This is a genomic window from Candidatus Nanosynbacter sp. TM7-076, assembly GCF_022828325.1.
Lineage (GTDB): Bacteria > Patescibacteriota > Saccharimonadia > Saccharimonadales > Saccharimonadaceae > Nanosynbacter.
Genome location: NZ_JAJQJS010000003.1, coordinates 67,607 through 91,522, shown reverse-complemented (window position 1 = coordinate 91,522; position 23,916 = coordinate 67,607). Strand labels below are relative to the sequence as shown.

Here is a 23,916-nt window from a genome sequence, read left to right as displayed (position 1 = left end):
AACAAATAAATTACATGTGATGATAATGATGAGTCAATGCGTGACCTTTGCCTCGACGTAACAAATATAGATTGACGGGATATGATACGGCAAACGCGGCGAACATACAAATTAGCCGGCTAACCCAATAAATCGGATGAGCTAAGTTCTTATCCATAGCGCCCGGAATGATTAACATGATTATATTGTCTACGACAGTCATTGACAGTATGGATAATGTGTCGGCGGCGAAAACTAACTTTAAGGATTTTATGAGCGATAATTTGGCGCGTACTAATGGTATGATTGATGCGGTGTAGCCGGAGATGAAAGCTAAGACTGACGCTAAAATGACCGTAGCGTGTGGTGCAAATCCAGCGTGTGTGCCGATGGTAACGCCAATCATCTCGCCAATCATACATCCCGCCAGGCAGTGCAAACTTGCCGCTAGCGCCATACGTTTGGTTGAATTTTTTGTATTGCAATGGTTGTGAGATTCGTGATTCATTATTTTGTCCTTATATTATTTAATTCATATAGATTGAGCAATTCTTCTATCGCTTTACTTTGTTGAGCTTCGGCGCCGGACGCCATTTTATCGGCAATGTGTGTGCGGAGATGTCGCTCCAGAATAAGTTTATTAAGCGACGCTAATGACTTTTGTATTGCTAGGTTTTGGGTTAAAACATCCATGCAATACGCGTCGTCGGTAATTTGTTTCTCGAGTCCGCGCATTTGTCCTAATATGATCTTTGTGCGATGCAGGGCTCGTCGTTTGATGTCTGCTGTATCCATAAAATAATCATATACCCCATGGGGGTATTATGTCAAATGTAATTAGCTATCTAAGGATTAACATACGAAAAAACCACCCGTTCGGATGGCTAAATATCAAATTGGTGCGGGTAAGGAGACTCTAACTCCTGGCCTCTTCCATGGCAAGGAAGCGCTCTAACAACTGAGCTATACCCGCATGCGGTTCACGATTTATTGTAACAAAACCGAGAATGAAATGCAATACTTGGTGGCTCCTCCCAGACTTGAACTGGGGACACAAGGCTCTTCAGGCCTCTGCTCTACCAACTGAGCTAAAGAGCCACACGGGTGATTGCTACTGTCAATTATACTACAGATTGCCCGCATTGTGCAAGCGTGATAAAATGAGAGCACGCGGGTGTCGTATAGCGGCTATTATGTGACCTTCCCAAGGTTGAGATGGGAGTTCGACTCTCCCCATCCGCACCAAGAAAGTATTTTAGTACAAAATGTTAAAAACTGTGAGCCGCGCCGCCTAGCACGACAAGCCGTGCTGCGTTTCACTCCAGAAAAACCTTTTTAGACCCCCGCCGATTCCTTATTTTTTAAATGAAAAGGTCGGATTTTTCTGGTCGGATGTGCTTTTTGCTAGATATGGCAAAAATGCGGTGTAAATAGTATAATTATCACATAAACCATGAAGAAATAAAAACTCGTCATGAGTCGCTATTTCTCTATGGTCGGTACTGGAAACGGTATCGGGTAGTTTCGGCTATCGCTCGTGGCGGGCTTTTTTGTATTTCGCCACGATGTAATATAAAAGAGGAGATTACATGGAAACACTAAAATCCATCGGTGGCGTATTGTTAGGCATAGCGTTTTTTGTGGGTAGTATCATCGCCCTAATATTGTTCTTTACAGTAGGCGCAACGGTAGGTGCGACTATATTACCGTTTGTCAGCTGGCTAACAGGTATATTGTTTGCAATCAATGTCATTGCTTTACTGATGGCTATATCGCGTAAAACTCGTGGTGTTGCTCGTGGTGTTGTAGGTATCATCATTTTCCTATCATCGTATGTTTATGGTTTGCAGACTTGGATTATTGGCTTGCTGGTTACGTTGACACTTTGGGGCTGGATAGCTGTGATTATTGGTCTATTCATAGGCGGTATTGGTGTAGTGCCTATCGGAATGGCGGCAGCGATATTTAACGGTCGTTGGAGCATATTCTTCGTACTACTAATTAACGTTATATTGACGTATGGCACGCGTATCATTGGTGGGACTTTAGCTGAGAGTGCAGGAAGAGCTAATGAATAAATGGCAAGAGATACTTTCAATAGAAGCCTAGACTTTAACGCTAAGCTCAAGTATTTTATTGCGTGCTATCTGCTTGTCTGGCTTGTTTTACAAGACGCTATAGGAAAGTTTATTACTATTCTTAATAACAGGGGTGTTGTTAATCTCGGTAAGAATTTTAATCCTAGCAATTTATTTTGGACTGATGAGCCGCTATGGAGCATTGTCAAATTCGCCATTATCTGTGGGCTTGCTTTTATATTCGGTGTCGCATATTCACACATGGCGCGTAAAATCAGGGCAAGCGATAAAGTCACGATAAGCATGGTTAATGCCATTGTTGGTATTTTTGGGTATGTTATCATTTTATTCCTGATTATTGCAATATTTAGGAATGACGCACTACACGAAAGCTTTGTGCGCATGAGAGATGTTATCAGACAAGATAATTTATACATGGCTTTTATTGTTTTCCAGTTTATTGGTGCTGGCGTCCTAACGTTTGTTGGTATTAACACAGGACAAAAATTAGTAGGTAAATTTGAGGAGGACGATAAGGGCAAGTTATTAGGAATAAAATGGTATCACTATATATGGCTGTCGCCAGCCATAAGCATATATGTTCAATCTTTCTTATTCCTCATTTATTTGACTATACCCGCAATAGGAGCATTTTTTGCTAATTTCAACTGGGGCGACCTTTTAGGCGGCAATACAGACAGTACGCATAATAACAGTGTTAGTTCTCTCATTTGGAGCTTTGCCTTTTTGTATTTAATTGCGGTTGTAATTTTCTACTTAATAAAGCTACAGAGAGACGTTCTTGCTGGCAAGACAAAAATGCACACAGTATTTAAGGTGCTAATCAGTATAGCCGTATCGTTAATTATTCCGATTTTACTGATAACGTTTACCGCTATTGGAGATAATAATTAGTGGCTAATTCAGATAATTATTATGAGTTCTTGGGCGTTGAGCCTACTGCTTCGCAAGATGAAATAAAAAAAGCTTACAGAAAGCTTGCTTTCAAGTATCATCCTGATACAGGTTCAGAAAAAGATGATGAACTTTTCAAAAGACTTCAGTTTATCTACTCAATTTTGAACGACCCTATAGAACGGAAATCGTATGACGAGAGCATAGCTTATAGGTCATATAAAAAGCATGAGCGAAGCCATGCGGAGTATGGCAAGCAGAAAGAATATAAAAAAGAGGAGTCACCAGCACCAGAAAATTATGATGTTGCCACTTTTGTTAATGGATTGGAAGTTGTTGATTCGGCTGGCGCGCGCCAGTATATACAACTAGGCGATTATTTGTACTACAAAGTTGTTGTTAATAAAAAAGCATTGTTCTACGAATACAAAGGCTCTGATTATTACCGTACTAAGGTATTGAAGATTTATAGCAAGAAAAGGAACAATTTTAGAAAAGTACCACTCTTTGTGGTTAATTATCAGGGAGTTTGCCATGTACTTTTTGAAGCAGACTTTCAAAAGCATTGGCTTACAGAGGACGGGTTTAGGGCCGTTGAAAACAAGAATATAAGAAATACACTGATTGCTGGATTTACTGTTATAACAATCATTCTTTACTGGTTATTTAATATATAGGGCGTGTCACTTGCAACATGTGGCGGCTCACAGTTTTTAACATTTTGTACTAAAATAGGTTCTAGCGGAGTTGTAAAATTCCACCAGGAATTATAAAGCACTCCGTAAAATTACAGAGTGCTTATTTTATTGATAAATGTTCTATTTCTTACCGCCACGAATTGCGTCGATGAGTTCGATAGGGAACAGCATCATCGTCTTTTGACTTGGCTCTGTAGAGATTCGCTCTAAGGTGTTCAACGTTCGCAGATTGATAGCGCCTTGGGTTTTTGCTAGGATTTCTGCGGCCTGAGCTAATGTTTCGGCTGCGGCTTTTTCGCCGTCAGCGTTGATGATGTTGGCGCGGCGCTCGCGCTCTGCCTCGGCTTGTTTGGCCATGGCGCGCTTCATATCGCCAGGAAGTTCGATATTCTGAATCTTAACGTTCTCGACATCGATACCCCATTTGTCGGTTTCGGCGTCAACAATTTCCTTGATTTGCTGGGAAATCTCTTCACGCTTGGCAAGCAAATCGTCCATATCAACATTTCCAGTGACGTCACGCAGTGCCGCTTGGGCAAATTGGCTAGTCGCGTAAATATAGTTCGTGGTTTCCAGTACGGCTTTTGGCGCGTTGATGACTCGGAAATAAACCACTGCATCAACGCCGACAGTGACGTTGTCTTTGGTGATGACTTCTTGTTTTGGAACGTCAATTGGAGTTGAACGAATATCGACCAACATCATTGTCTGCAATCCTGGAATGACGACTCTTAATCCTGGTTCGCGAACGCCAGTAAATTTACCGAGCGTTAAAACTACGCCGCGCTGATATTGATTGACAATTTTAATGCCACCAAGCACATAAAGCCCGATAGATACTAAGATGATTACTACAAATGCTTCCATTTTTCCTCCTATTTATATAGATCTATTGTAGCATTTTGTGTGAGGAAAGTGTAACGGCGGAGACTTTTTGGCTTTATGGATTTCGCGATATAATGGAAGTATGAGTGATAGCAGGCAGCCACTGGCTGAACAGATGAGACCGCAGACGCTGGACGAGGTGATAGGGCAGAGTCATTTGCTTGGTGAGGGCGAGTTATTGAGGCGAATCGTTAAGAATGGCGAGCCGGTCAGTTTGATATTGTGGGGTCCGCCGGGGACTGGAAAGACGACGTTGGCGCGGATTATTGCGCGCGAGGTGAAGGCGGAATTTATTGAATTATCGGCAGTTACAAGCGGAAAAAAGGACGTTGAACAAGTAATTGAGCACGCCCGCCAAAACTGGAATCTGGAACTTAGGACAATTCTATTTGTTGACGAAATCCACCGATTTAATAAAGCTCAACAAGACGCGTTTTTGCCGCATGTTGAGAGTGGGCTAATTACGTTAATCGGTGCGACGACCGAGAATCCGAGCTTTGAAGTTATCACGCCGCTACTGTCGCGTTCGCGGGTTTTGGTTCTTCAGCGATTGACAAAAGACGAAATCATATCCGTATTAAAAAGGGCATTGAAAGTTCTGAAAAAGTCCAAGCAAGTTTCGCCCAAAGCCCTGGACTATTTGGCGGAATTATCGGATGGCGATGCAAGGGTGGCGTTGGGCAATTTGGAATTGGCGCTGAGTTTTAATGAAAAAGTAACGCCGGAAGTGGTTAAGGCGGCGGCTCAGAAACGACTTCCGGGTTATGATAAAAAAGGCGATTCGCATTACGACGTGATTTCCGCTTTTATCAAGTCGCTAAGAGGCAGTGACGCGACGGCTGCGACGTATTATTTGGCGCGAATGATTGACGCGGGTGAGGATCCGAAGTTTATTGCTCGGCGAATGGTGGTTTTTGCGTCGGAAGATATTGGGCTGGCGGGCAATGGTGTATTGAGCTTGGCAATTGCAACATTTGAGGCTGTCGAGCGTGTCGGCCTTCCGGAGGCGAAGTATAATTTATTCCATTGCGCTATTGCGTTGGCTCGTAGTCAGAAGTCGCGTGAAATTACCGATTTAATGCACGGCGCTTTTGAATTGGCGCGCAAATATCCGAATTCTCCCGTGCCGTTACATCTCAGGAACGCTCCGACCAAATTGATGAAAGATTTGGGCTATAATAAAGGTTACAAATGGCGAGCTGGCTTTAAGCACGACAAAGGATTTTTACCAGAGGAAATTAAGGATGTGGTATAATTGACATGTCAATATTCTTAAAAGGAGAAGTTAATATGCCAAAACAAGAACCTCAGCAGCCGCAATATGCACCACAGCCTGATCCAAACGCACAATACGGTCCCGCGCCACAACCGCAGAACACGCCGTATGAGCAGCAACCAGTCAGCCAGCAATATTTTGCACAACCTCAAGCAGCGCCAGTGCAATATGTCGTGATGGCGGAATCCCTGAAGGGTGTTAAGGGTTGGTTAATGTTCTTTGTTGTTTGTTTCGTTATCGGTAGCCTTGTCAATACAGCAGTGTTTTTCCAGGCGATAATGAATCTTAGCCAGCCAGAGAACGTCATTTCTTTGATATTTTCACCTATACTAGTAATCTTAGCTATTTGTGCAGTTGTGTTCATAACGATGCAGAAGAGTCTTGGTAAGTGGCTAGCTGTTGCTACGATCGCCACAGCTGGATTGGGCAATGTTGCAAATGCGGTAGTTATATATGCATCTGGAAGATCGGGAGTAGAGGTTTCGGCATTTATCACCGGAATCGTTACAATGCTAATAGTAGAAGGATTGGTAATCTTGTACTTCTTTGCTTCTCGCCGGGTCAAAGAGACTCTTGTCAATTAGTTGATGCTCGTATGAAAAATAACCGCTCCATTACGGGGCGGTTTTTTATGGTTTACGCGATTATTGTTTCGCGGCGCGCTTTCGCTCGTTTGCGTCCAGATATCGCTTGCGAAGTCGTAATGACTTTGGCGTAACCTCCAAAAGCTCGTCATCTTCAATAAAATCGATACATTGCTCCAAGCTAAACTGCGTAAATGGCGTCAATTGCACAGTTCCATCCGACGATTTGGAGCGCATGTTGGTCAAATGTTTGGCTTTACAAACGTTGATTTCGATGTCTTCTTGGCGATTGTAAATCCCGACAATCATCCCGGCGTAAACTTCCGTTCCCGGTCCAACCAGTAATTCACCGCGCGCCTCCGCTGCTTGCAAAGCGTAAGGTGTTGTTGTGCCAGCTTCAAATGCAATCAAAACTCCATTGCGGGTTTTTGGCAGTTTTCCGCCAAGCGGTTGATATCCGTGAGGCAGGGAATTCATAATCACCGTACCTCTTGTGGCGGTCAATAAAATATTGCGCAGACCAATCAGCGCCCTCGTCGGCAAAATGTAAGTCAAACGAGCAGCGCCAGCGGTGGTCGTTTCCTGGGATTTCATTTCAGCATGTCGCGCGCCAAGCTCTTGGCTAATCGCACCGATGAATTCGCTTCCAACCTCAATTTGCAATTCTTCAATCGGTTCTTTTTCGACGCCGTCCTCGGTAATTGTAACAACTTGCGGTCGTCCAACTTCAAACTCAAAGCCCTCGCGTCGCATGGTTTCAATCAAAACACTCAAGTGCAATTCGCCGCGTCCAGAAATCGTAAAGCCAATTCCGTTTTCCTCAACGCGTAGCGCCACGTTGGTTTCAAGCTCTCGCTTCAATCGGTCGCCAATTTGCCTGGATGTCGTAAACTCGCCCTCGCGACCTTTCATTGGACTGGTGTTTGGGCCGAGGTACATACTCAAAGTTGGAGCCTCGATGTCAATTGTCGGTAGCGCTTCGGGCTGTTCTTTGTCGGCAATCGTATCGCCAATATGCGCGTCAGCCACGCCAACCAGCGCCACAATGTCGCCAGCAAAAGCTTCGTCAAGTTCTTCGCGATTCAAGCCGCGATAGCCAAAAACTTTCTCAATTCGTGCTGAGCCCGCGACTTCGCCATTTTTCATCAAACTGACTTGCAAGCCACGCTTAACAGATCCGCGAGCAATTCGCCCAATCGCGTATTTTCCTTGGAATGTGTCATATTGTAGGCTGGTAACAAGCAATTGAAACGCGCCATCTTCCGTCACGTCTGGCGCTGGAATGTCGTTAATAATCGCGTCAAAAATTGGCGTCAAATCTGCGTCTTCGTCGGTGTTTGCAGGAATTTCTTTCCATGATTTTCCGTCACGTCCGATTGCGTAATAAATTGGATATTGCAATTGAGAATCATCGGTTGCTAGCTCCAAAAACAGATCGCTCAACTCATCTTCAACTTCGGCAATTCGTCTGGCCGGCTTGTCAATCTTATTGATAATCACGACAGGCTTCAGTCCCAGCTCAAGCGCCTTCGCTAATACGAATTTAGTCTGAGGCATCGGACCTTCCTGCGCGTCCACGATCAGCAAAACGCCGTCAGCCATATTCAAGGTTCGCTCAACTTCGCCAGAGAAATCGGCGTGCCCTGGCGTGTCGATGATGTTTATCTTATAGTCGCCGTAAAAAATCGACGTTTGTTTGGCGGTAATGGTGATACCGCGCTCGTGTTCTTGATCGCCGGAATCCATGATCAATTCTTGGCTCATCTCGGCTTGGTTGTCGCGGAATGTTCGCGACTGCTTTAATAGTCCATCAACCATGGTCGTTTTGCCGTGGTCGACGTGGGCAATAATGGCAATATTTCGAATCTTGCTAGCGTTCTTCATAAAAATATGGTCTGATATTAACACAGACCTTCCTTTAAGGTAATTATATCACGAAATAATAGAGGTGAAAAGTTTTTAGAAGATGGCGCTAGGAAGTGTATTTAATTATAGTTTGTGTTATTTTTTCGGTTGATATTAAATAAATAAAAAGTCAATCTGGCGATGGCTGTGTTGATTTTTTTATGTCCATATGATATAAACAATGAATAGCTTCATTAATGAACTTATCGATATAAGAGATGACTATTAAGGAGAGGATAATTTATGTCTGGCGAGCTACAGCATTTTGATACTGAAAGATATGTTGAAGAACTGAGTCGTATAATTGGGGAGCTTGGAGGCATCGCAACTAGAGTGTCAGGGTTAGGTACCGAAGTGAAAAAGCTTACATCGAAGGCTGAAGGTATTCTTGGAATATTGTGGTGCGCTACTTGTCCTGACCGCGAAGAAGCGTTATCTGATGAGGATGCAGCGAGCGAACAGGCAATGCAGGACCGTGCTGAGGACTGTGCTGAGGAAATAGAATTTTTGCCAGAAAATAGAGGATATTAGTTCGTTTGTCAATTTATAGCACAAGTTTCATGCTTGTTCCAATTATTAAAAATCACCCTGAGCATGGGTGATTTTTTTATGGTGAAAAATTGTCAAAAATGGTGGGAAATACAGGGCTCGAACCTGTGACCTCACGAATGTGAATCGTGCGCTCTAGCCAACTGAGCTAATTTCCCGTAATTACATCTGTCGTTTTACCTAACGAATTCGTGATGTGAGCTAATTATAGTTCAGGTTTTAAGTTCTGACAAGTTACGCCGAGTATATCCTATTGACTTTTTTACGCAAGTGTGGTATAAATGAAGGTAGCTTTCGTTGATGAGTTGAGTAAATCCTTGTCCGAAAGTGAACTTTGACAGGCAATCGAATACAAGATGAGTTTTTATTTCTTTTTTAAGAATCATTGAGAGGAATGAAATCTCATCTTGTGTTGTTAAAGAACGACACGCTGCAATCCTGCGGATGAGAAAAACATCAGGAAGGTGAAGGGTATGTACCCCAAAAACTACATGCACGAGATTACAGAGAGTGCTAAGACAGTCAGGGTAGTCTGGGAGGTTCTTAGAGACCTCATCGATGGCAAATTCTATTCTGAAGATCCCGACAAGAGGCGCCGTTTCGAAACTGCGATCGAGTCCGTAGAGACTGGCACAAGTCGCCTTGTGCGCATCCTCGAGGAGCGCAACGAAGGGGAAGCTGGCGAAAAGAGGCTTATGCAAGAAGTCTCTATCGAGGCTGGCTCAATAGCATTGGAATTCAATGTTATTAAGAAGGTCTTAAGGGGCGCCCCCCCGGAAAGCAGCAAGGAAGAGGCACAGCTAAGGACCAAGTCCCAGACTATTATCAACGACTGTCTTTTCTACATCTCGGTAGTCTCTATCGTGCAGTCTCAGTAGTCTCTCTACATGGCAGGTGATTGTTCTTTTACGATTGCCTGTCATGTAGACTCTGAACTTATGACATTAAAAATCACCCAACTCCAGGGTGATTTTCTTTATGGTGAAAAATTTCAGTTCTTGGTGCGGATGAAAGGACTTGAACCTTCACGCCGTGAGGCACATGCTCCTAAGGCATGCGTGTCTACCAATTCCACCACATCCGCATAACCTGATTATATCAAAACAAATTCTACTTATCAACTGTCCGCGCTTATGCTAAAATTGAAGTAACATACTAAGGAGGATTGATGAATAAAGTTGCGAAATATTTGAATGAACATCTTAGTGGCGAAGTCGCGTCGCAGGATTTTGCATTGAGTCAAGTTGAAGTTGATAATGGACTTTTGGCGCGCCGACCAGAAATGATTGTTCGTGCGGCTAACATGAACGACATCAGGAAAGTGATGCGATTTTGTTCTCAATTGGCAGAGAAAGGTCATGTTTTACCTGTATTTGTTCGTGGTTGTGGCAATGATGAAACTGGCGCAGCGACGAATAAAGGCATTGCAATTGACGAAAAAACGTATATGAATCGTGTGGTTGGTATTGATCCTCGCCAGCAACTGATTCATGCTCAGGCGGGAATTTCTCTTTCGGCAATCAACGCGACTTTGTCTACTCATAAAGGCTTGGGTCTGCCGCGAACTTCATATGTGGCGGAAGAAGGCACGATTGGTGGCGCAATTAACACGGCTCCGTCCGGAATATTATCTGGCGCGCATGGCCGCTTTGCTGATGCCGTTCAACAGCTTGAAATTGTTCTAAGTAATGGCGACGTGATTCAGACTGGTCGCATATCTCGACGCGAATTAAGTAAGAAAAAAGGATTATCGACGTTTGAGGGCGAGATTTATCGAGAGATTGACAATTTAATCTCAGATAACGCCGAGCTGATTTCGCAAATGGATCCAGCTTTGCCAGATACAGTTGGCTATAGCGGGATTTCTCGAGTTAAGCAAAAAGACGGGTCGTTTGATTTGACGCCGCTGTTTATTGGTAGTCAGGGAAGTCTGGGTGTGATTTGCGAAGTTATTATGAAGGCGCAATTTATTCATCCTGAATATTCAGTTGTTGCCGCATCATATAAAAAGTTGTCAGACGCACAATCAGCCGTGGAATTAGCGATGAAAAATAAGGCGTCAGCGGTGGAAATAATCGACGGGCGATTCTTCCGCCAGGCTGCGGTCGTCGGTAAAGTGGCTGAGTGGGCGCCGAAAGAATGCTTTAAGGGTGCGGTGGTCTTGGCTATCTTTGACGACTTTTCTGACAGAGCGCGCAATAAAGCCGCGAAGAAATTGACTAGAAAATTAGAATCATCAGAAGCGATTGACATAAAAACTCTACATTTGGAAGAGCAGGATTTGTTCAGCTTGCATTCTGTTTTGGCTTTGGCGGAAACCCCAAGCGAGCCGCATATGATTACGCCGCGTGTTTTCTCTGGAATTTTAATGGCGCCAGAAAAGATTGATAGTTTCCTTAGCGAGTTGAAGTCGCTGGAATCTAAGTACGGCGTAGATTTGCCATTTTTTGTTGACTTTTCAAGCGATTATATTTCTCTACATCCGACGTTTGACAATAAAAAGGTGAGTGAACGCCAGAAGATTCTTCAATTGTTGGCGGAAATTTCTCAGATTGTTGATAAGTATGAAGGTTCTTTTGCGGGCTTTGGCGGTGACGGAAGATTGAAGGCTAACTTTATCTATAAAAATCTGCCAGATGATGAAAAACAATTATACGCAAAGGTGAAAAAAATCTTTGATCCGGCTGGAATTTTTAATCCAGGAATTAAAGCGGAGGCTCAGCCGAAGGAGTTGGCAGCGGAATTAAACGCGTGGTGTAAGCTTCGTAATCAAGCTTGATACTGAGTGAGAATTGGGCTATAATTGACGCGTAGCCCATGCGGATGTGGCGGAATTGGTAGACGCGCTAGCTTCAGGTGCTAGTGTACGCAAGTACGTGAAGGTTCAAGTCCTTTCATCCGCACCAAGAACTGAATTTTTTCACCATAAGAAAATCACCCGTAGTTAGGGTGATTTTTTATGTCATAAGTTCAGAGTCTACATGACAGGCAATCGTAAAAGAACAATCACCTGCCATATAGAGACGTTGGACCTTTAATCTACAAGGGACTCTGTAAGGTCTCTTCCATGTAATCTACAAGGGACCGCCTCGTCTCTTCCATGCTGGTGCGGTAGTCGTTGATAGATCGTACGACTACCGTAACTGCCTCTTTCTGATCTTTACCGATAGGAAGAGTAGAGACGACGCAACTCAAGTCTGCAAAAGTGTTGAGGTACTTTAGTCCCAGCTCTTTCTCTAGCTCAGCGAGTGCTGCGCTAGAGGGCTGCTTGTCCTTAGGGAGACGGTTCATAAGGGATTCAACCCTCTTGAACCAATTCTTGCCATCATTCAACGCTCGAGTTATGCGAGCCTTGCAGGTCCTTGAGGTGTGGTCTAGCATGTAGACCTTTTCGAGCTGCGTCTTGATCGTTTCCCAAGCGGTCCACGCCTCGTTGTAATCCGTCTTCAGCTGCTCGGTGTAGTAGTCGTACATTAGTACGATCCTTTCATCTTCTCATCTGCGGAATTGCGGTTGTTCTCTTAACAACACAAGATGAGATCTTATTTCTCTTGGCATTCAAAAAAGAAATAAAAACTCATCTTGTATTCGATTGCCTGTCAAAGTTCACTTTCGGATAAGGATTTACTCAACTTATCAACGAAAGATAACTTTATTTATATCACACTTGTGTAAAAAAGTCAATAGAAGGCTTCCAACTTTTGTCATTTGCTCAGGGACTTTGATAAAATAACAGAGATGGAAGATAAGAGAAACGTAATTGATAAATTTAAGGGTCGGAGCGAATCGGAGATTATAAGCGAGCTGGATTCTGAAGATCACGGTTTGGTGATTGCGCTGGAAAATACCGAGCGAGATTTTAATATGGGGACAATTGTCAGGAGCGCTAATGCGTTTGGCGTGCGGCAGATTTATGTGATTGGGCGCAGGCAATGGAATAAGCGCGGCGCCATGATGACGGATAAATATCTGCATATTACGTATTTGACGACGACGGAAGAGTTTGTTGAGAAAATGCGTAATGAAGGCAGGGAAATTATTGCTATTGATAATATCCCAGGAAGTGTTAATATGTCGCAGACGAGGTTACCGAAGCGTGCGGTTTTGGTATTTGGGCAAGAAGGGCCGGGGATTTCTGCAGAGCTGGCTGGCGCTGCGGATCAGATTGTGGCGATTGAGCAATTCGGCTCGACTCGCTCCATAAACGTTGGCGCGGCGGCTACCGTGGCGATGTATTGTTGGCTGCAGCAGAATGTGCTACAATGGTATCGTGATTTTACCTAAATTCCATCATTCACACGTGTTGCCGAGGTAGGACTCTGATTTTTGATTGTATGCGCCGAGTTCTGCCTCGGCGTTTTTGATTGCTATAAATAAGAAATAATGACATAATGGAGCTAACATGAGCAGTTTATCTACACAAAGTTACAAAGGTTCGCGAGACTATTTTCCAGAGGAAAAGCGTCTGCAGAATTATATTTTTAATGTTTGGCACAAGACGGTTGAGAGTTTTGGCTATGAAGAATACGGCGCGCCGCTGCTGGAGCCGCTAGATATTTATTTGGCGAAGTCGGGTCAGGAATTGGCGGGCGAGCAAACATACGCCTTTGAAGATCGTGGCGGTCGAATGGTGGCAATTCGTCCTGAGATGACGCCGTCGATTTCTCGAATGGTGGCGGCTAAGCGTCAGGAATTGGCGATGCCTGCGCGGCTGTATTCAATTGCTAATTTTATGCGCTATGAACGACCGCAACGTGGGCGTGAGCGTGAGTTTTGGCAATTGAACGCGGATCTGTTTGGCGTGGACGGTGCGGCGGCGGACGCGGAGATTATTGAGCTGAGCCACGCTAGCGTGATGAATTTTGGCGCCAAGCAAGAAATGTTTACGGTCAGGGTTAATAATCGCCAATTGATAAATCGTCTGATGAGTCAATTTTTGAAGCTTGATATTGTTGGTTCGACGATGATGATGAAGTTGCTTGATAGGAAAAATAAGATTCCTGCCGAAGAATTTAAGCGTCAGGCGATTGAGATTTTTGGTAGTCAAGCGTCGGAAGGTCTGCCGAAGCTGGCAAAAATGATCAGTATGAAGTCTGTTGATGATTTGCCGAGCGAATTGATGGAAGATGAAAGTGTCAAACAACTTCGTGAAGTGATGAAATTACTTAGCCAAAAAGGCATTACGAATGCGGTGTTTGATGTCACTTTGATGCGCGGACTGGACTATTACACGGGCATGGTTTTTGAGCTTTTTGACAATTCACCAGAGAATAACCGAGCGTTGTTTGGCGGCGGACGATATGACGGATTGGTCGGACTATTTGGTGTTGAACCGATTGCTACGGTCGGCGTTGGCATGGGCGCGACAACGATGGAACAATTTTTGGAAGTGCACGGCTTGTTGCCTAAATTGGCGTCTAAAACAGATGTGTATATAATTCCGGTGTCAAAAGAATCTATGGCTGGCGCGGACGATTTGGCGCGAAAATTGCGCAGCGAAGGTGTGCGAGCGGAGTTGGATATCACTGGTAGAAAAATTGACAAGCAGATAAAAGCGGCGCTAAAAAAGCAAATTCCGTTTGCGGTGTTCGTGGGTGAGGATGAAATTGCTAGCGGCGCATACACGGTTCGAAACTTGGTGGAATCTGACGAGCAGAAAGTTGGCGCTGAACGAATTGTGACAATTGCCAAAGATCGCCGATATGATGGCGATGAAGACGCTCTGTTTGAGGTATAGTCTGATATCTGTTATAATTAGTCTTTATGAAGACTACTGTAAAAAAACTATCAGATACTAAAGTTCAATTGACGATTTCTTTGGGTGCTAGCGAATTAGCTGACGCAGAGCAGGTTTCCTTGACAAAGTTGGCGCGCGACATCAAAGTTCCAGGTTTCCGCAAAGGAAAAGTTCCCGCAAGTATAGCCGCTAAGCATGTTGATCCGAATGCGCTTCAGGAGCAGATTTTAGAGAATGCTTTGTCAAAGGCAGTAGCTGAGGCGTTTTTACAGGAAAAATTGCAAGCCCTAGATCGACCTAGCGTCGAAGTTAAGAAGTTTGTTCCTGGTTCTGAGTTGGAATTTACGGCTGAAGTTGAAATTATTCCGCCAGTAAAATTGGGCGATTATAAAAAATTGTCAGCAAAAAAAGAAGTAGCCAAGGTCGAGGATAAAGATGTCGACGAGGTTATTGAGCGAATCCGTAAAAACTATTCTGAAAAATCAGAGGTCAAGCGTGCCGCTAAGCTCGGCGACGAGGCTGTGATTGACTTTACGGGAAAGAAAGATGGCGTGGCGTTTGACGGCGGTTCGGCTAAGGAATATGGCTTGAAGCTTGGCGAAGGTCAATTCATTCCGGGATTTGAAGAAGGCGTGATTGGTCATAAGGCTGGCGAAGAGTTCGATTTGAAATTGAAGTTCCCAGAGGATTATCACGTTGAGAATTTGGCAGGTCAGGACGTTGTATTTACCGTGAAACTTCACAAGGTTAACGAATTGAAATTGCCAGAACTAAACGATGAATTTGCTGCAAAATGTGGTCCGTTTACAGAGATGAAAGAAGTAAAAGCGGACATCAAGCGTGAACTCACCGCGCAAAAAGAGCGTGAAGCTGATGAGAAATTTAAGGACGCGCTGGTTGGTGAGTTGACGGAAAAAAGTAAAGCTGCGCTGCCAGAACTTTTGGTTGAGGACCAATTGCGATTAATCGAGCGTGATTTGACTCAGAATTTGATGTACAGCGGGCTAAGTCTGGAGAGCTATTTGAAGACTCAGGGCTTCAAGGATAAAGAAGAGTGGACGAAGAAAGAAGCTCGTCCAGCCGCCGAAAAGCGCGTTAAGGCTGGCTTGGTATTGGCGGAATTGTCGAAGGAATTGAAGATTGACGCTTCTCGTGACGAGATCCAGAAACAAATTGACTTCTTCAAGCAGCAATACGGCAAAGATAAGAAAATATTAGAGCAATTTGACAATCCAAACGTTCACCGCGATATTGCCAACCGAATGATTACAGATAAAACCGTTGCTAAATTGGTTGAATTAAACACGAAAAAATAGGGTAAATATGCCAAAATCATATCTCATTCCAACTGTCGTTGAAAAGTCGGCTGACGGCGAGCGTGCTTTCGATATCTATTCGAGATTGTTGAATGAGAGGATTATTTTCCTTGGTGAAGACGTTAACGAGCATACCGCGAACAGCGTAGTGGCGCAATTGTTGCATTTGGCATATGTTGATCCGCAAGCTGATATATCGCTATATATCAATAGTCCAGGCGGCAGCGTTTATGACGGTATGGCAATTTATGACACGATGAATTTTATTAAGCCGGATGTGGCGACGTATGGAATTGGTTTGCAGGCAAGCATGGGGGCGTTTTTGCTCAGCTCTGGCGCTAAGGGCAAGAGGTTTTGCTTGCCGCATGCCAAGGTTATGATTCATCAGCCGTCTTCTGGAACGCACGGAAAAGTGACCGACATGGAAATTGACATGAAGGAGACTTTGGAAGTTAAGGAGATGCTAGCGAAGATTATGGCGAAAAACACCGGTCAGAAGTTGGCTAAGGTTAAGTCTGATATGGAGCGTGATTATTGGATGGCGCCAGATGAAGCTGTAAAGTACGGACTGATTGATAAAGTCTTGACTAAATTGTCGTAAAAATTTGCGTGTTTGTTGTTAAAACTACTAGTGATTCTGCTTGTGGTTTTTGAGAGATATTGTCATAATTTGAGTTAGGCAAGGAGGGCTTATGAGGCAATATTTAGACGCATTGAAATATGTTCGTGATAACGGTGCGCGGAAGGGTGATCGTACAGGAACGGGAACGACGGAAGTTTTTGGCATTCAGACGCGATATAATTTGGCGGACGGATTTCCGGCTATGACCACTAAGAAGTTATATTTCAGAAGCGTTGCTCATGAGCTTTTGTGGTTTCTTAAGGGTACGGGCAATATTGAATATTTGGCACAAAACGGCGTTCATATTTGGGATGAGTGGCCATATAAAAATTACCTAGAAAAAACTGGTCGGAAAATACCGGAAATTAACGGCGATGAATGGCGCGCTGGAATGAAGGAGTTTATTGATAAGATTGCGAATGATCACGCGTTTGCTGAAGAATGGGGAAATTTGGGACCTGTTTACGGTGTTCAATGGCGAAAATGGCCGGACGGGAAGGGTGGAACTATTGACCAGATTCAGAATGCCATTGATATGATAAAGACAAGTCCAGAGTCGCGTCGGAATATCGTGAGTGCGTGGAATGTGGCGGAAATTGGTGATATTGTCCAAGCTGGCGGGCTGCCTCCGTGTCATACGATGTTTCAATTTAACGTAAGACCTGGTAAGAACGGCGAGAAGGACAAGCTGGATTTGGCGCTGACTCAGAGATCGGCAGATATGTTCCTTGGGGTGCCGTTTAATATTGCCAGCTATGCGTTGCTTCTATCTATTGTCGCTCAAGTTACCGACAAGCAACCCGGCGAGTTTATCCATACCTTAAATAGCGCACATATTTACAATAATCACCGCGCGCAAGTTGACGAGCAATTATCGCGCCGTCCGCTGCCGCTACCGAAACTGTGGCTCAATCCAGACATCAAGAATATTGACGATTTCACGATTGACGATATCCGTCTGGAGGATTATGAGTGTCATCCGGCAATAAAAGCGCCGATTGCTGTGTAGTGTGATTTTTGCGGTCAGTGATTTGCGCCCGTCGGTTGAGGTGATCGATGTCTATTCCTCATCAGATTCTTTAGCTGTAAGAATCATATAATTGTCGTTTTCAATACCAGACTGTCGTAGGCCAGTAATCTCTTGATCGGGTAGAATAACGCTAAACTCTCGAGCGGCGGTATCATATAGTATGGTTGCATACTTTCCCACTGTTCTAGTTGCTGTTCTACCTTTTTCATCTTCTTCTGTCCATTTTTCTACAACAGGAGCTTTATCTTTGAATATCGCGCCTTCTGCGGTAGGCTTACCAGATAATATTATCGTTCTACCCTCTGGCAGGTCCGCAATCGTAGTGCCTTTTATACGTTCAATGGCTGTAGCTCTTATCATAGATCGTTCATTCATACTCTACACTATACCACAAATACCAAATACTGTCAACTTAAGAAGGCTATTTTCTTTTATACGTCACAAAATCAAAATCGTAATTATTTTCAGCGTCTGCTGGGTGATGTGTGCGACTTGTTTCCTCCCATGCGTCCATATTTATCTCTGGGAAAAAAGTGTCAGCATCGGGGAATTCGGCGTCAATTTCCGTGGCGTAAATAGTGTCAATTTCTGGAATATCTAGCGCGTCTTTATAAACTCGTGAGCCACCAATAATAAAAGTCGGATATCGCGATAAAGTCAGGGCGCTTCGTAAATTCATAGCCGTAAGAACTTTTTTAACGCCAGTCGGCTTGGATGAAATGACAATATTTTCTCTGTCTGGAAGTGGTCGCGAACCGATTGACTCAAACGTTTTTCTACCCATAATGACATTGTTGTTTCTCGTCAAACGCTTAAAATTCACCAAATCGGCCGGTAAACTTCGCCCCCACGGCATATCGCCATTTTGTCCGATGGCGCGGTTTTTATCGTAAGCTACAATAATGGCTTTTTCCATAACTTCAGTTTAACATGCTGTAAAATTTACCGAAAGCTTGATAGGAATACATAAACTTGCCATAATAAGATTTGGTAGAAAAATCACGCAATGGGAGGTGTTTAGTGAGCGTGTACTCAAATAAAGATATATTAGCGGCGATTGAAGACGGGACAATTGTCTGTACGCCGTTCAACCCAAAAAACGTATCGGAAGCCAGCTTAGATTTTACGCTAGGCTTTAATTTTTATAAACAGGAATATGATGATATTTCGCGAGTTTATAATCCGTTTGACGAGTCTGACGTCAATCGATACTTCAAGGGGCCGCTTAAAGCTATGCCGCATGCCGAGTGGTGCGAGCGACATGGTTTTCGGGAATTTAAGAATATTCCGCCAGATCATCCGATTATTGTCTTGAAACCGGGTGAACGAATTTTGGCACACACGCATGAATTTGTTGGGATTCGAACGCATGGTGGCGCGGCTGAGGTGAAAAGTCGTAGCTCTTGGGGGCGAAACGGCGTGGCGGTGTGTTTTGATGCTGGCTGGGTTGATCCGGGATATATCAATCGGATTACGCTTGAGATTTATAACTTAAATAAGCATGAAAGTGTGGTTTTGCCTGTTGGCGAACGTATTGGGCAATTGATTTTTCATCACACTGGTCAAGTTGACGGCGGATATGCTAGCGGACGCGGTGGAATGAGCGGTAAATATCAGCACACTGACGATTTGGATGAATTGATAAAGACTTGGCGTCCAGAAATGATGTTGCCGCGGGCGTTTAAGGATCGTCGACATAAACCGATGGAAATCGCGGGACTTGGCGAGGGGATTTTGTGATGGTGGCAGGTTCAATGTTTCGATCGCGAACGAAAGAAAAAGAATATATCAATCACAGGAGAAAGCATAAGTCTGACGGCTGCGATTTTTGTCAATTGGTAAAGCATCACACAGATCAGGTAGTTGATGAAACTGCGCATTGCCTGATTATTAAGAATAGATTTGGCTATAATTTTTGGGATGGCTGCGGCGTGGATGATCATTTGATGATTATACCGAAACGGCACGTGGATTCATTGGCGAATTTGAGCGATGAGGAAAAAATTGACTATATGAATCAGATTGCGAAGTTTGAGAATAACGGCTATTCGATTTACGCTCGGGCGCAAGGAAGTAAATCTAGGTCAATGGCGCACCAACATACGCATTTTATAAAAGTTGACGGCAAGGTGAAAAAGATGATGATTTATCTGAATAGGCCACACACTGTGATTATGAGGTAGTGATGAGTAGTGCGGGAAAATATATAGTTATCGAGGGTAATGACGGAACGGGCAAGTCTACACAGGTCGCGAAATTGGCGGAATATTTTCGGTCAATCGGGCGAACGGTTTGCGTGATTGAAGAGCCGGGAAGTGACGATCCGGAAAAATCAACTCCGATAGCAAATGAACTTCGAAAAGTTATTAAAAATGGCGATTTGGCGCGCTCTGCGGCGGTGAATGTGGCACTATTTTCTGCAGCTCGGCGTGAATTGTGGCGGGAAAAAATTCAGCCTGCGTTGGAACGTGGGGAGATTGTTTTGAGCGCGAGAAATTATATCTCAACGCTGGTTTATCAGGGGCGAGGCGAGGGCTTTGATGAATCAGAGATTTTGAGATTGACGGAACTGTTTACTGATGAAAAATATTTGCAGCCAAATGTTATGGTTATTTTAAGTTTGAGCCGAGAGAAGCGGGAATCGCGAATTTCTATGCGCGGCGAGCTGAAAAATCCTGACACTTTTGAGTCGCGCGGGCAAGATTTTCAGAAAAAAGTCGACGATGGATATCTGGAGATTGCCGAGGCGTACGGAATTCCGGTAATTTCTGCTGACGGGACGATTGACGAAGTTCATGATATGTTGATTGATAATATCGAAAAACACTAGTAAAACCCTTGATTTTATTGACGTTTTTCGTCATAATGAGTAGTTATAGAAGTAGTGTATTCATGGCGGGTAAAAATTGCGAGTAGGCAAATCGTGATTTTGGGCTATGAATTAGAGATCTTCACAGCCGTCTATTAACCACTAATTAAAGCGAGGAGTGTTTACGCCTGTGGCAAAAAAACCAACCACAAGCAGCGAGCGCGTCTATTTCACCTCTGGTGATAATGCCCTGCCGCTGCCAAACTTGATCGCTCACCAAAAAGATTCTTGGCGCTGGTTCGTCGAAGAAGGCTTGAGTGAGATATTTTCAGAAGTTAACCCAATTGACGACTATACCGGTCAGAAGTTGTCATTAAAGTTCGGCAAATACTATTTTGGCGAGCCAAAAAACACTGACCAATTTGCCAAAGAAAACAACTTGACATTTGAAGCTCCGCTACACGCAACAGTTGAATTGACAAACAAGACAACTGGTGTAGTTGAAGAGCAGGAAATTTACCTCGGTGAATATCCATGGATGACTGATCGCGGTACGTTCGTTATTAACGGTACGGAGCGTGTGGTTGTTAGCCAGTTGATTCGTTCTGCTGGTGTTTTCTTCACTGCTGAAACAGTAGCGGGACGTAATTACTACGGCGCAAAAATCATTCCAGGACGTGGAGCTTGGATGGAATTTGAGACGACTTCTAACGGTACGATTTACGTAAAGATCGACCGTCGTCGTAAGATACCGGCAACAACTTTGTTGCGCGCTTTGGGCTATCCAAAGACTAGCGAAATTAAGGAATTGTTCGCTGATATTGATACTGGCGACGTAAAATACATTGACGAAACTTTGGACAAGGACACTTCTCGTGGTGCGAATGAGGCGTTGATTGAGGTTTATCGTCGATTGCGTCCAGGCGACTTGGCAACGGTCGATAACGCTCGTCAGATGATTGAGCGAATGTTCTTTGACTTCAAGCGGTTCGATTATTCGCGGGTTGGTCGTTATAAATTGAACCAACGCTTGGGTCTGGATGTTGCAAATACAGCAGAAAATCGTACATTGCAGATGAGCGATTTGGTGGCGATTTTGCGTGAAGTTATTCGCTTGAACAATACGCAAGAGCCAGCTGATGACATTGACGCATTGAGTAACCGTCGAGTTCGCTTGGTTGGTGAATTGATTGCTCGACAGTTCCGTGTTGGTATGCTCCGAATGCAGCGCAATGCGATGGATCGTATGAGCGTGGCTGATTTGGAAAGCGTTAGCCCAAGCCAATTGATTAATGCTCGTCCAATTGTTGCGGCTGTTCGTGAATTCTTTACTTCAAGCCAGCTGTCGCAGCTGCTTGACGAGGTTAACCCATTGTCAGAATTGAGCCACAAGCGACGCTTGAGCTCGACTGGTCCTGGCGGTTTGACTCGTGAGCGCGCTGGATTTGAGGTCCGCGACGCCCACCCAACTCACTATGGTCGTATTTGTTCAGTGGAAACGCCAGAAGGTGCGAATATCGGTCTGGTGTTGAACTTGGCGGCTTACGCGCGTGTTAATGAATATGGTTTTATTGAAACTCCATATCTTCGCGTGAAAGACGGTAAGGTTACAGATGAACTTGTTTACTTGGATGCTTCACAGGAAATTGGCGAGGTTATCGCTGACGCTGGTGAAGCTCTTAATGAAGACGGAACTTTCCGAGATGAGCGCGTTAATGCTCGAAGTAACATGCAGCCATCACAGGTTGATGCTAGTCAAGTCACATTCATGGATGCAGCTCACCGCCAGATTCTAGGTTCGACTGCGGCGCTTGTTCCGTTTATTGAAAAGACGCGCGTTGACCGTGCTTTGACTGGTTCAAACATGCAACGTCAGGCGGTTCCTCTATTGTGTCCAGAATCTGCAACTGTTGGTACTGGAATTGAGAAGGCTGTGGCTGAGAATAGTGGTCACTTGATTCAAGCTAGCGCCGACGGCGAAGTCGTTCGCGCTGATGCCGACGAAGTTCACGTTAAATATGCTGATGGTGTAAAGATTTACACATTGAAACATTTCGTGAAGAACAATGACGATCGTTGTTACAACCAAAAAGTCCGCGTTGAGCGTGGCGACAAGGTGAAGAAGGGTGACATTCTGATTGAAGGTGCCTCAATTGCTGGCGGTGAAATTGCCCTAGGTAAAAACCTTCTGGTTGCCTTCATGCCATGGGGTGGTTACAACATGGAAGACGCGATTATTATGAGCCGTCGTTTGGTTGAAGATGATCGATTGACAAGCATTAACATTAAGGATTACACCGTTGAGGTTCGTGAGACGAAGCTTGGTCCAGAGATTGTGACGCGTGATATTCCAAACGTTTCCGAGGAAAGTTTGCGTCATTTGGACGAGAACGGAATTGTTCAAATCGGTTCCGAGGTTAAGGCTGGCGATGTTTTGGTTGGTAAGATTACACCAAAGGGCGAGCAGGAATTGAGCTCTGAGGAGCGCTTGCTTCGTGCAATCTTCGGTGAAAAAGCTAAGGACGTCCGCGATACGTCACAGCGAATGAACAACGCGGGCGGCGGTAAAGTTGTTGGCGTTAAGATCTTTAGTCGTGAAAATGGCCACGAGTTGAAGGCTGGCGTTTTGATGCAAATTCAGATCTTTGTTGCGCAATTGCGAAAGATTGGCGTTGGTGATAAGATGGCTGGACGCTTCGGTAACAAGGGTGTTGTAGCGAAAGTTCTTCCTGTTGAAGATATGCCATTCCTAGAGGATGGTACGCCAGTTGACGTAGTTTTGAACCCACTTGGTGTGCCAAGCCGCATGAACCTTGGTCAGATTTTTGAAACTCACCTTGGTATGGCGGCGCGAGCATTAGGTTACCGCGTAGCAACTCCGTCATTTAACGGTGTTCCGAGTGAGAAGATTTCCGATGAGCTAGAAAAAGCTGGTTTGGCGCGTGACGGTAAGAGTCAATTGTTTGACGGCCGCACCGGTGAACCATTTGAGGAGCGAACAACAGTTGGTGTGATGCACATGATTAAGTTGCACCACATGGTTTCTGACAAGATTCACGCCCGCTCAACTGGTCCATACACGATGGTTACTCAGCAGCCGCTTGGTGGTAAAGCACAAAACGGTGGTCAGCGCTTCGGTGAAATGGAGGTTTGGGCGCTGGAAGCTTATGGCGCCGCCGCAACCTTGCAGGAAATGTTGACAATTAAGTCCGACGACGTTTACGGTCGTGCAAAGGCTTACGAGTCAATCATCAAGGATGAGCCGATTGTTGGTCCAAAACTTCCAGAATCCTTCAACGTGTTGGTTAAGGAGCTTCAAGGTTTGGGTCTTCGAGTTGACTTGGTTGACGACGAAGCAACAGTTGATGCTGAACACGTTATCGCTTCAAGTGGTCCGGAAGACAAAACCGTTGCCGCTGACAATGAGGAAGAAGAAAAATACTTGGACGAATCAGATGGCATCGGTGAAATTGACGATGGTATGAGCGTGCAAGATATTGATGAAGTAGAAGAAATAAAGGAGGACGCGTAAG

General features: G+C 44.5%; 24 protein-coding genes and 6 tRNA genes. 19 read left to right on the top strand and 11 right to left on the bottom strand.

Translation table 11 applies throughout. The annotated features are described in order from the left end of the window. Nucleotides 1-10: 10 nt before the first annotated feature. From LRM47_RS03170 to LRM47_RS03155, 4 genes are all read right to left on the bottom strand, one after another. Nucleotides 11-487, bottom strand: a complete 477-nt coding sequence (locus LRM47_RS03170; RefSeq protein ID WP_243816379.1) for a DUF4396 domain-containing protein — start codon at nt 485-487, stop codon at nt 11-13. Beyond that, nucleotides 487-774: a metal-sensitive transcriptional regulator gene (locus LRM47_RS03165; RefSeq protein WP_243816380.1), complete on the bottom strand. Its 288-nt coding sequence runs from the start codon at nt 772-774 to the stop codon at nt 487-489. The genes LRM47_RS03170 and LRM47_RS03165 overlap by 1 nt, the downstream gene beginning before the upstream one ends. A 102-nt stretch (nt 775-876) precedes the next feature. Continuing rightward, nucleotides 877-952 (bottom strand) — tRNA-Gly (locus LRM47_RS03160). A 49-nt stretch (nt 953-1,001) separates the two neighbouring features. Further along, a tRNA-Phe gene (locus tag LRM47_RS03155) sits at nt 1,002-1,077 on the bottom strand. Nucleotides 1,078-1,149: 72 nt separating this feature from the next. On the opposite strand from LRM47_RS03155, the gene LRM47_RS03150 reads away from it, so the two are divergent. The 4 genes from LRM47_RS03150 (at nt 1,150) to LRM47_RS03135 (ending at nt 3,649) form a co-directional block, all read left to right on the top strand. Further along, nucleotides 1,150-1,224 (top strand) — tRNA-Gly (locus tag LRM47_RS03150). Between the two features lie 344 nt (nt 1,225-1,568). Next, entirely contained in the window at nt 1,569-2,057 is a 489-nt protein-coding gene (locus LRM47_RS03145; RefSeq protein ID WP_243816381.1) for a hypothetical protein, read from the top strand. Beyond that, the gene (locus LRM47_RS03140) at nt 2,058-2,972 is read left to right on the top strand and encodes a hypothetical protein (RefSeq protein ID WP_243816382.1); all 915 of its coding nucleotides are present in this window, start codon (nt 2,058-2,060) and stop codon (nt 2,970-2,972) included. Then, complete coding sequence (locus tag LRM47_RS03135; protein ID WP_243816383.1) at nt 2,972-3,649, top strand: J domain-containing protein; 678 nt, start codon at nt 2,972-2,974, stop codon at nt 3,647-3,649. The genes LRM47_RS03140 and LRM47_RS03135 overlap by 1 nt, the downstream gene beginning before the upstream one ends. Before the next feature lie 141 nt (nt 3,650-3,790). On the opposite strand, the gene LRM47_RS03130 is transcribed toward LRM47_RS03135, so the two are convergent. Continuing rightward, a complete protein-coding gene (locus LRM47_RS03130; protein WP_243822753.1) occupies nt 3,791-4,537 on the bottom strand; it encodes a slipin family protein in 747 nt (248 codons plus the stop codon). A gap of 100 nt (nt 4,538-4,637) precedes the next feature. Between LRM47_RS03130 and LRM47_RS03125 the strand changes: the two genes are divergently transcribed. Beyond that, nucleotides 4,638-5,810: a replication-associated recombination protein A gene (locus LRM47_RS03125; protein ID WP_243822752.1), complete on the top strand. Its 1,173-nt coding sequence runs from the start codon at nt 4,638-4,640 to the stop codon at nt 5,808-5,810. A gap of 35 nt (nt 5,811-5,845) precedes the next feature. Further along, nucleotides 5,846-6,415: a hypothetical protein gene (locus LRM47_RS03120; RefSeq protein ID WP_243822751.1), complete on the top strand. Its 570-nt coding sequence runs from the start codon at nt 5,846-5,848 to the stop codon at nt 6,413-6,415. 60 nt (nt 6,416-6,475) lie between these two features. On the opposite strand, the gene typA is transcribed toward LRM47_RS03120, so the two are convergent. After that, complete coding sequence (gene typA / locus LRM47_RS03115; protein ID WP_248286724.1) at nt 6,476-8,299, bottom strand: translational GTPase TypA; 1,824 nt, start codon at nt 8,297-8,299, stop codon at nt 6,476-6,478. A 264-nt stretch (nt 8,300-8,563) separates the two neighbouring features. Here typA and LRM47_RS03110 point away from each other — a divergent pair, with 264 nt between their 5' ends. Further along, nucleotides 8,564-8,851, top strand: coding sequence for a hypothetical protein (locus LRM47_RS03110; protein WP_243822749.1), 288 nt, complete (start codon nt 8,564-8,566; stop codon nt 8,849-8,851). Nucleotides 8,852-8,950: 99 nt separating this feature from the next. Here the strand turns inward: LRM47_RS03110 and LRM47_RS03105 are convergent. Further along, nucleotides 8,951-9,027 (bottom strand) — tRNA-Val (locus LRM47_RS03105). Between the two features lie 315 nt (nt 9,028-9,342). On the opposite strand from LRM47_RS03105, the gene LRM47_RS03100 reads away from it, so the two are divergent. After that, the gene (locus LRM47_RS03100) at nt 9,343-9,747 is read left to right on the top strand and encodes a hypothetical protein (protein ID WP_243822748.1); all 405 of its coding nucleotides are present in this window, start codon (nt 9,343-9,345) and stop codon (nt 9,745-9,747) included. 121 nt (nt 9,748-9,868) lie between these two features. Here LRM47_RS03100 and LRM47_RS03095 read toward each other — a convergent pair. Next, nucleotides 9,869-9,953 (bottom strand) — tRNA-Leu (locus LRM47_RS03095). An 84-nt stretch (nt 9,954-10,037) separates the two neighbouring features. On the opposite strand from LRM47_RS03095, the gene LRM47_RS03090 reads away from it, so the two are divergent. Together LRM47_RS03090 and LRM47_RS03085 are read left to right on the top strand one after the other, a co-directional pair. Next, the gene (locus tag LRM47_RS03090; RefSeq protein WP_243822747.1) at nt 10,038-11,648 is read left to right on the top strand and encodes an FAD-binding oxidoreductase; all 1,611 of its coding nucleotides are present in this window, start codon (nt 10,038-10,040) and stop codon (nt 11,646-11,648) included. Nucleotides 11,649-11,688: 40 nt separating this feature from the next. After that, nucleotides 11,689-11,775: transfer RNA gene (locus tag LRM47_RS03085), tRNA-Leu, on the top strand. 133 nt (nt 11,776-11,908) lie between these two features. On the opposite strand, the gene LRM47_RS03080 is transcribed toward LRM47_RS03085, so the two are convergent. Then, nucleotides 11,909-12,343, bottom strand: a complete 435-nt coding sequence (locus LRM47_RS03080; protein ID WP_243822746.1) for a hypothetical protein — start codon at nt 12,341-12,343, stop codon at nt 11,909-11,911. Between the two features lie 264 nt (nt 12,344-12,607). Here LRM47_RS03080 and LRM47_RS03075 point away from each other — a divergent pair, with 264 nt between their 5' ends. The 5 genes from LRM47_RS03075 (at nt 12,608) to LRM47_RS03055 (ending at nt 17,553) form a co-directional block, all read left to right on the top strand. Next, nucleotides 12,608-13,153, top strand: coding sequence for a TrmH family RNA methyltransferase (locus tag LRM47_RS03075; protein WP_243822745.1), 546 nt, complete (start codon nt 12,608-12,610; stop codon nt 13,151-13,153). Nucleotides 13,154-13,271: 118 nt separating this feature from the next. After that, complete coding sequence (gene hisS, locus LRM47_RS03070; RefSeq protein ID WP_243822744.1) at nt 13,272-14,606, top strand: histidine--tRNA ligase; 1,335 nt, start codon at nt 13,272-13,274, stop codon at nt 14,604-14,606. 26 nt (nt 14,607-14,632) lie between these two features. Further along, nucleotides 14,633-15,922 (top strand): trigger factor, encoded by a 1,290-nt coding sequence (gene tig, locus LRM47_RS03065; RefSeq protein ID WP_243822743.1) that lies wholly within the window; start codon nt 14,633-14,635, stop codon nt 15,920-15,922. A 7-nt stretch (nt 15,923-15,929) separates the two neighbouring features. Further along, nucleotides 15,930-16,523, top strand: a complete 594-nt coding sequence (locus LRM47_RS03060) for an ATP-dependent Clp protease proteolytic subunit (protein ID WP_146555212.1) — start codon at nt 15,930-15,932, stop codon at nt 16,521-16,523. A 91-nt stretch (nt 16,524-16,614) separates the two neighbouring features. Beyond that, on the top strand, nt 16,615-17,553 hold the full coding sequence (locus LRM47_RS03055; protein WP_243822742.1) for a thymidylate synthase: 939 nt from the start codon (nt 16,615-16,617) through the stop codon (nt 17,551-17,553). Between the two features lie 51 nt (nt 17,554-17,604). Here LRM47_RS03055 and LRM47_RS03050 read toward each other — a convergent pair whose 3' ends face one another. Then, on the bottom strand, nt 17,605-17,949 hold the full coding sequence (locus LRM47_RS03050; RefSeq protein WP_243822741.1) for a hypothetical protein: 345 nt from the start codon (nt 17,947-17,949) through the stop codon (nt 17,605-17,607). Between the two features lie 46 nt (nt 17,950-17,995). Then, complete coding sequence (locus tag LRM47_RS03045; protein WP_243822740.1) at nt 17,996-18,490, bottom strand: dihydrofolate reductase; 495 nt, start codon at nt 18,488-18,490, stop codon at nt 17,996-17,998. Between the two features lie 104 nt (nt 18,491-18,594). On the opposite strand from LRM47_RS03045, the gene LRM47_RS03040 reads away from it, so the two are divergent. From LRM47_RS03040 to rpoB, 4 genes are all read left to right on the top strand, one after another. Then, entirely contained in the window at nt 18,595-19,314 is a 720-nt protein-coding gene (locus LRM47_RS03040) for a dCTP deaminase (protein ID WP_243822739.1), read from the top strand. Further along, nucleotides 19,311-19,757, top strand: coding sequence for an HIT family protein (locus tag LRM47_RS03035; RefSeq protein ID WP_488192376.1), 447 nt, complete (start codon nt 19,311-19,313; stop codon nt 19,755-19,757). The genes LRM47_RS03040 and LRM47_RS03035 overlap by 4 nt, the downstream gene beginning before the upstream one ends. A gap of 2 nt (nt 19,758-19,759) precedes the next feature. Continuing rightward, nucleotides 19,760-20,404 (top strand): dTMP kinase, encoded by a 645-nt coding sequence (gene tmk / locus LRM47_RS03030; RefSeq protein ID WP_243822738.1) that lies wholly within the window; start codon nt 19,760-19,762, stop codon nt 20,402-20,404. Between the two features lie 169 nt (nt 20,405-20,573). Beyond that, entirely contained in the window at nt 20,574-23,915 is a 3,342-nt protein-coding gene (gene rpoB, locus LRM47_RS03025; protein WP_243822737.1) for a DNA-directed RNA polymerase subunit beta, read from the top strand. Nucleotide 23,916 lies beyond the last annotated feature (1 nt).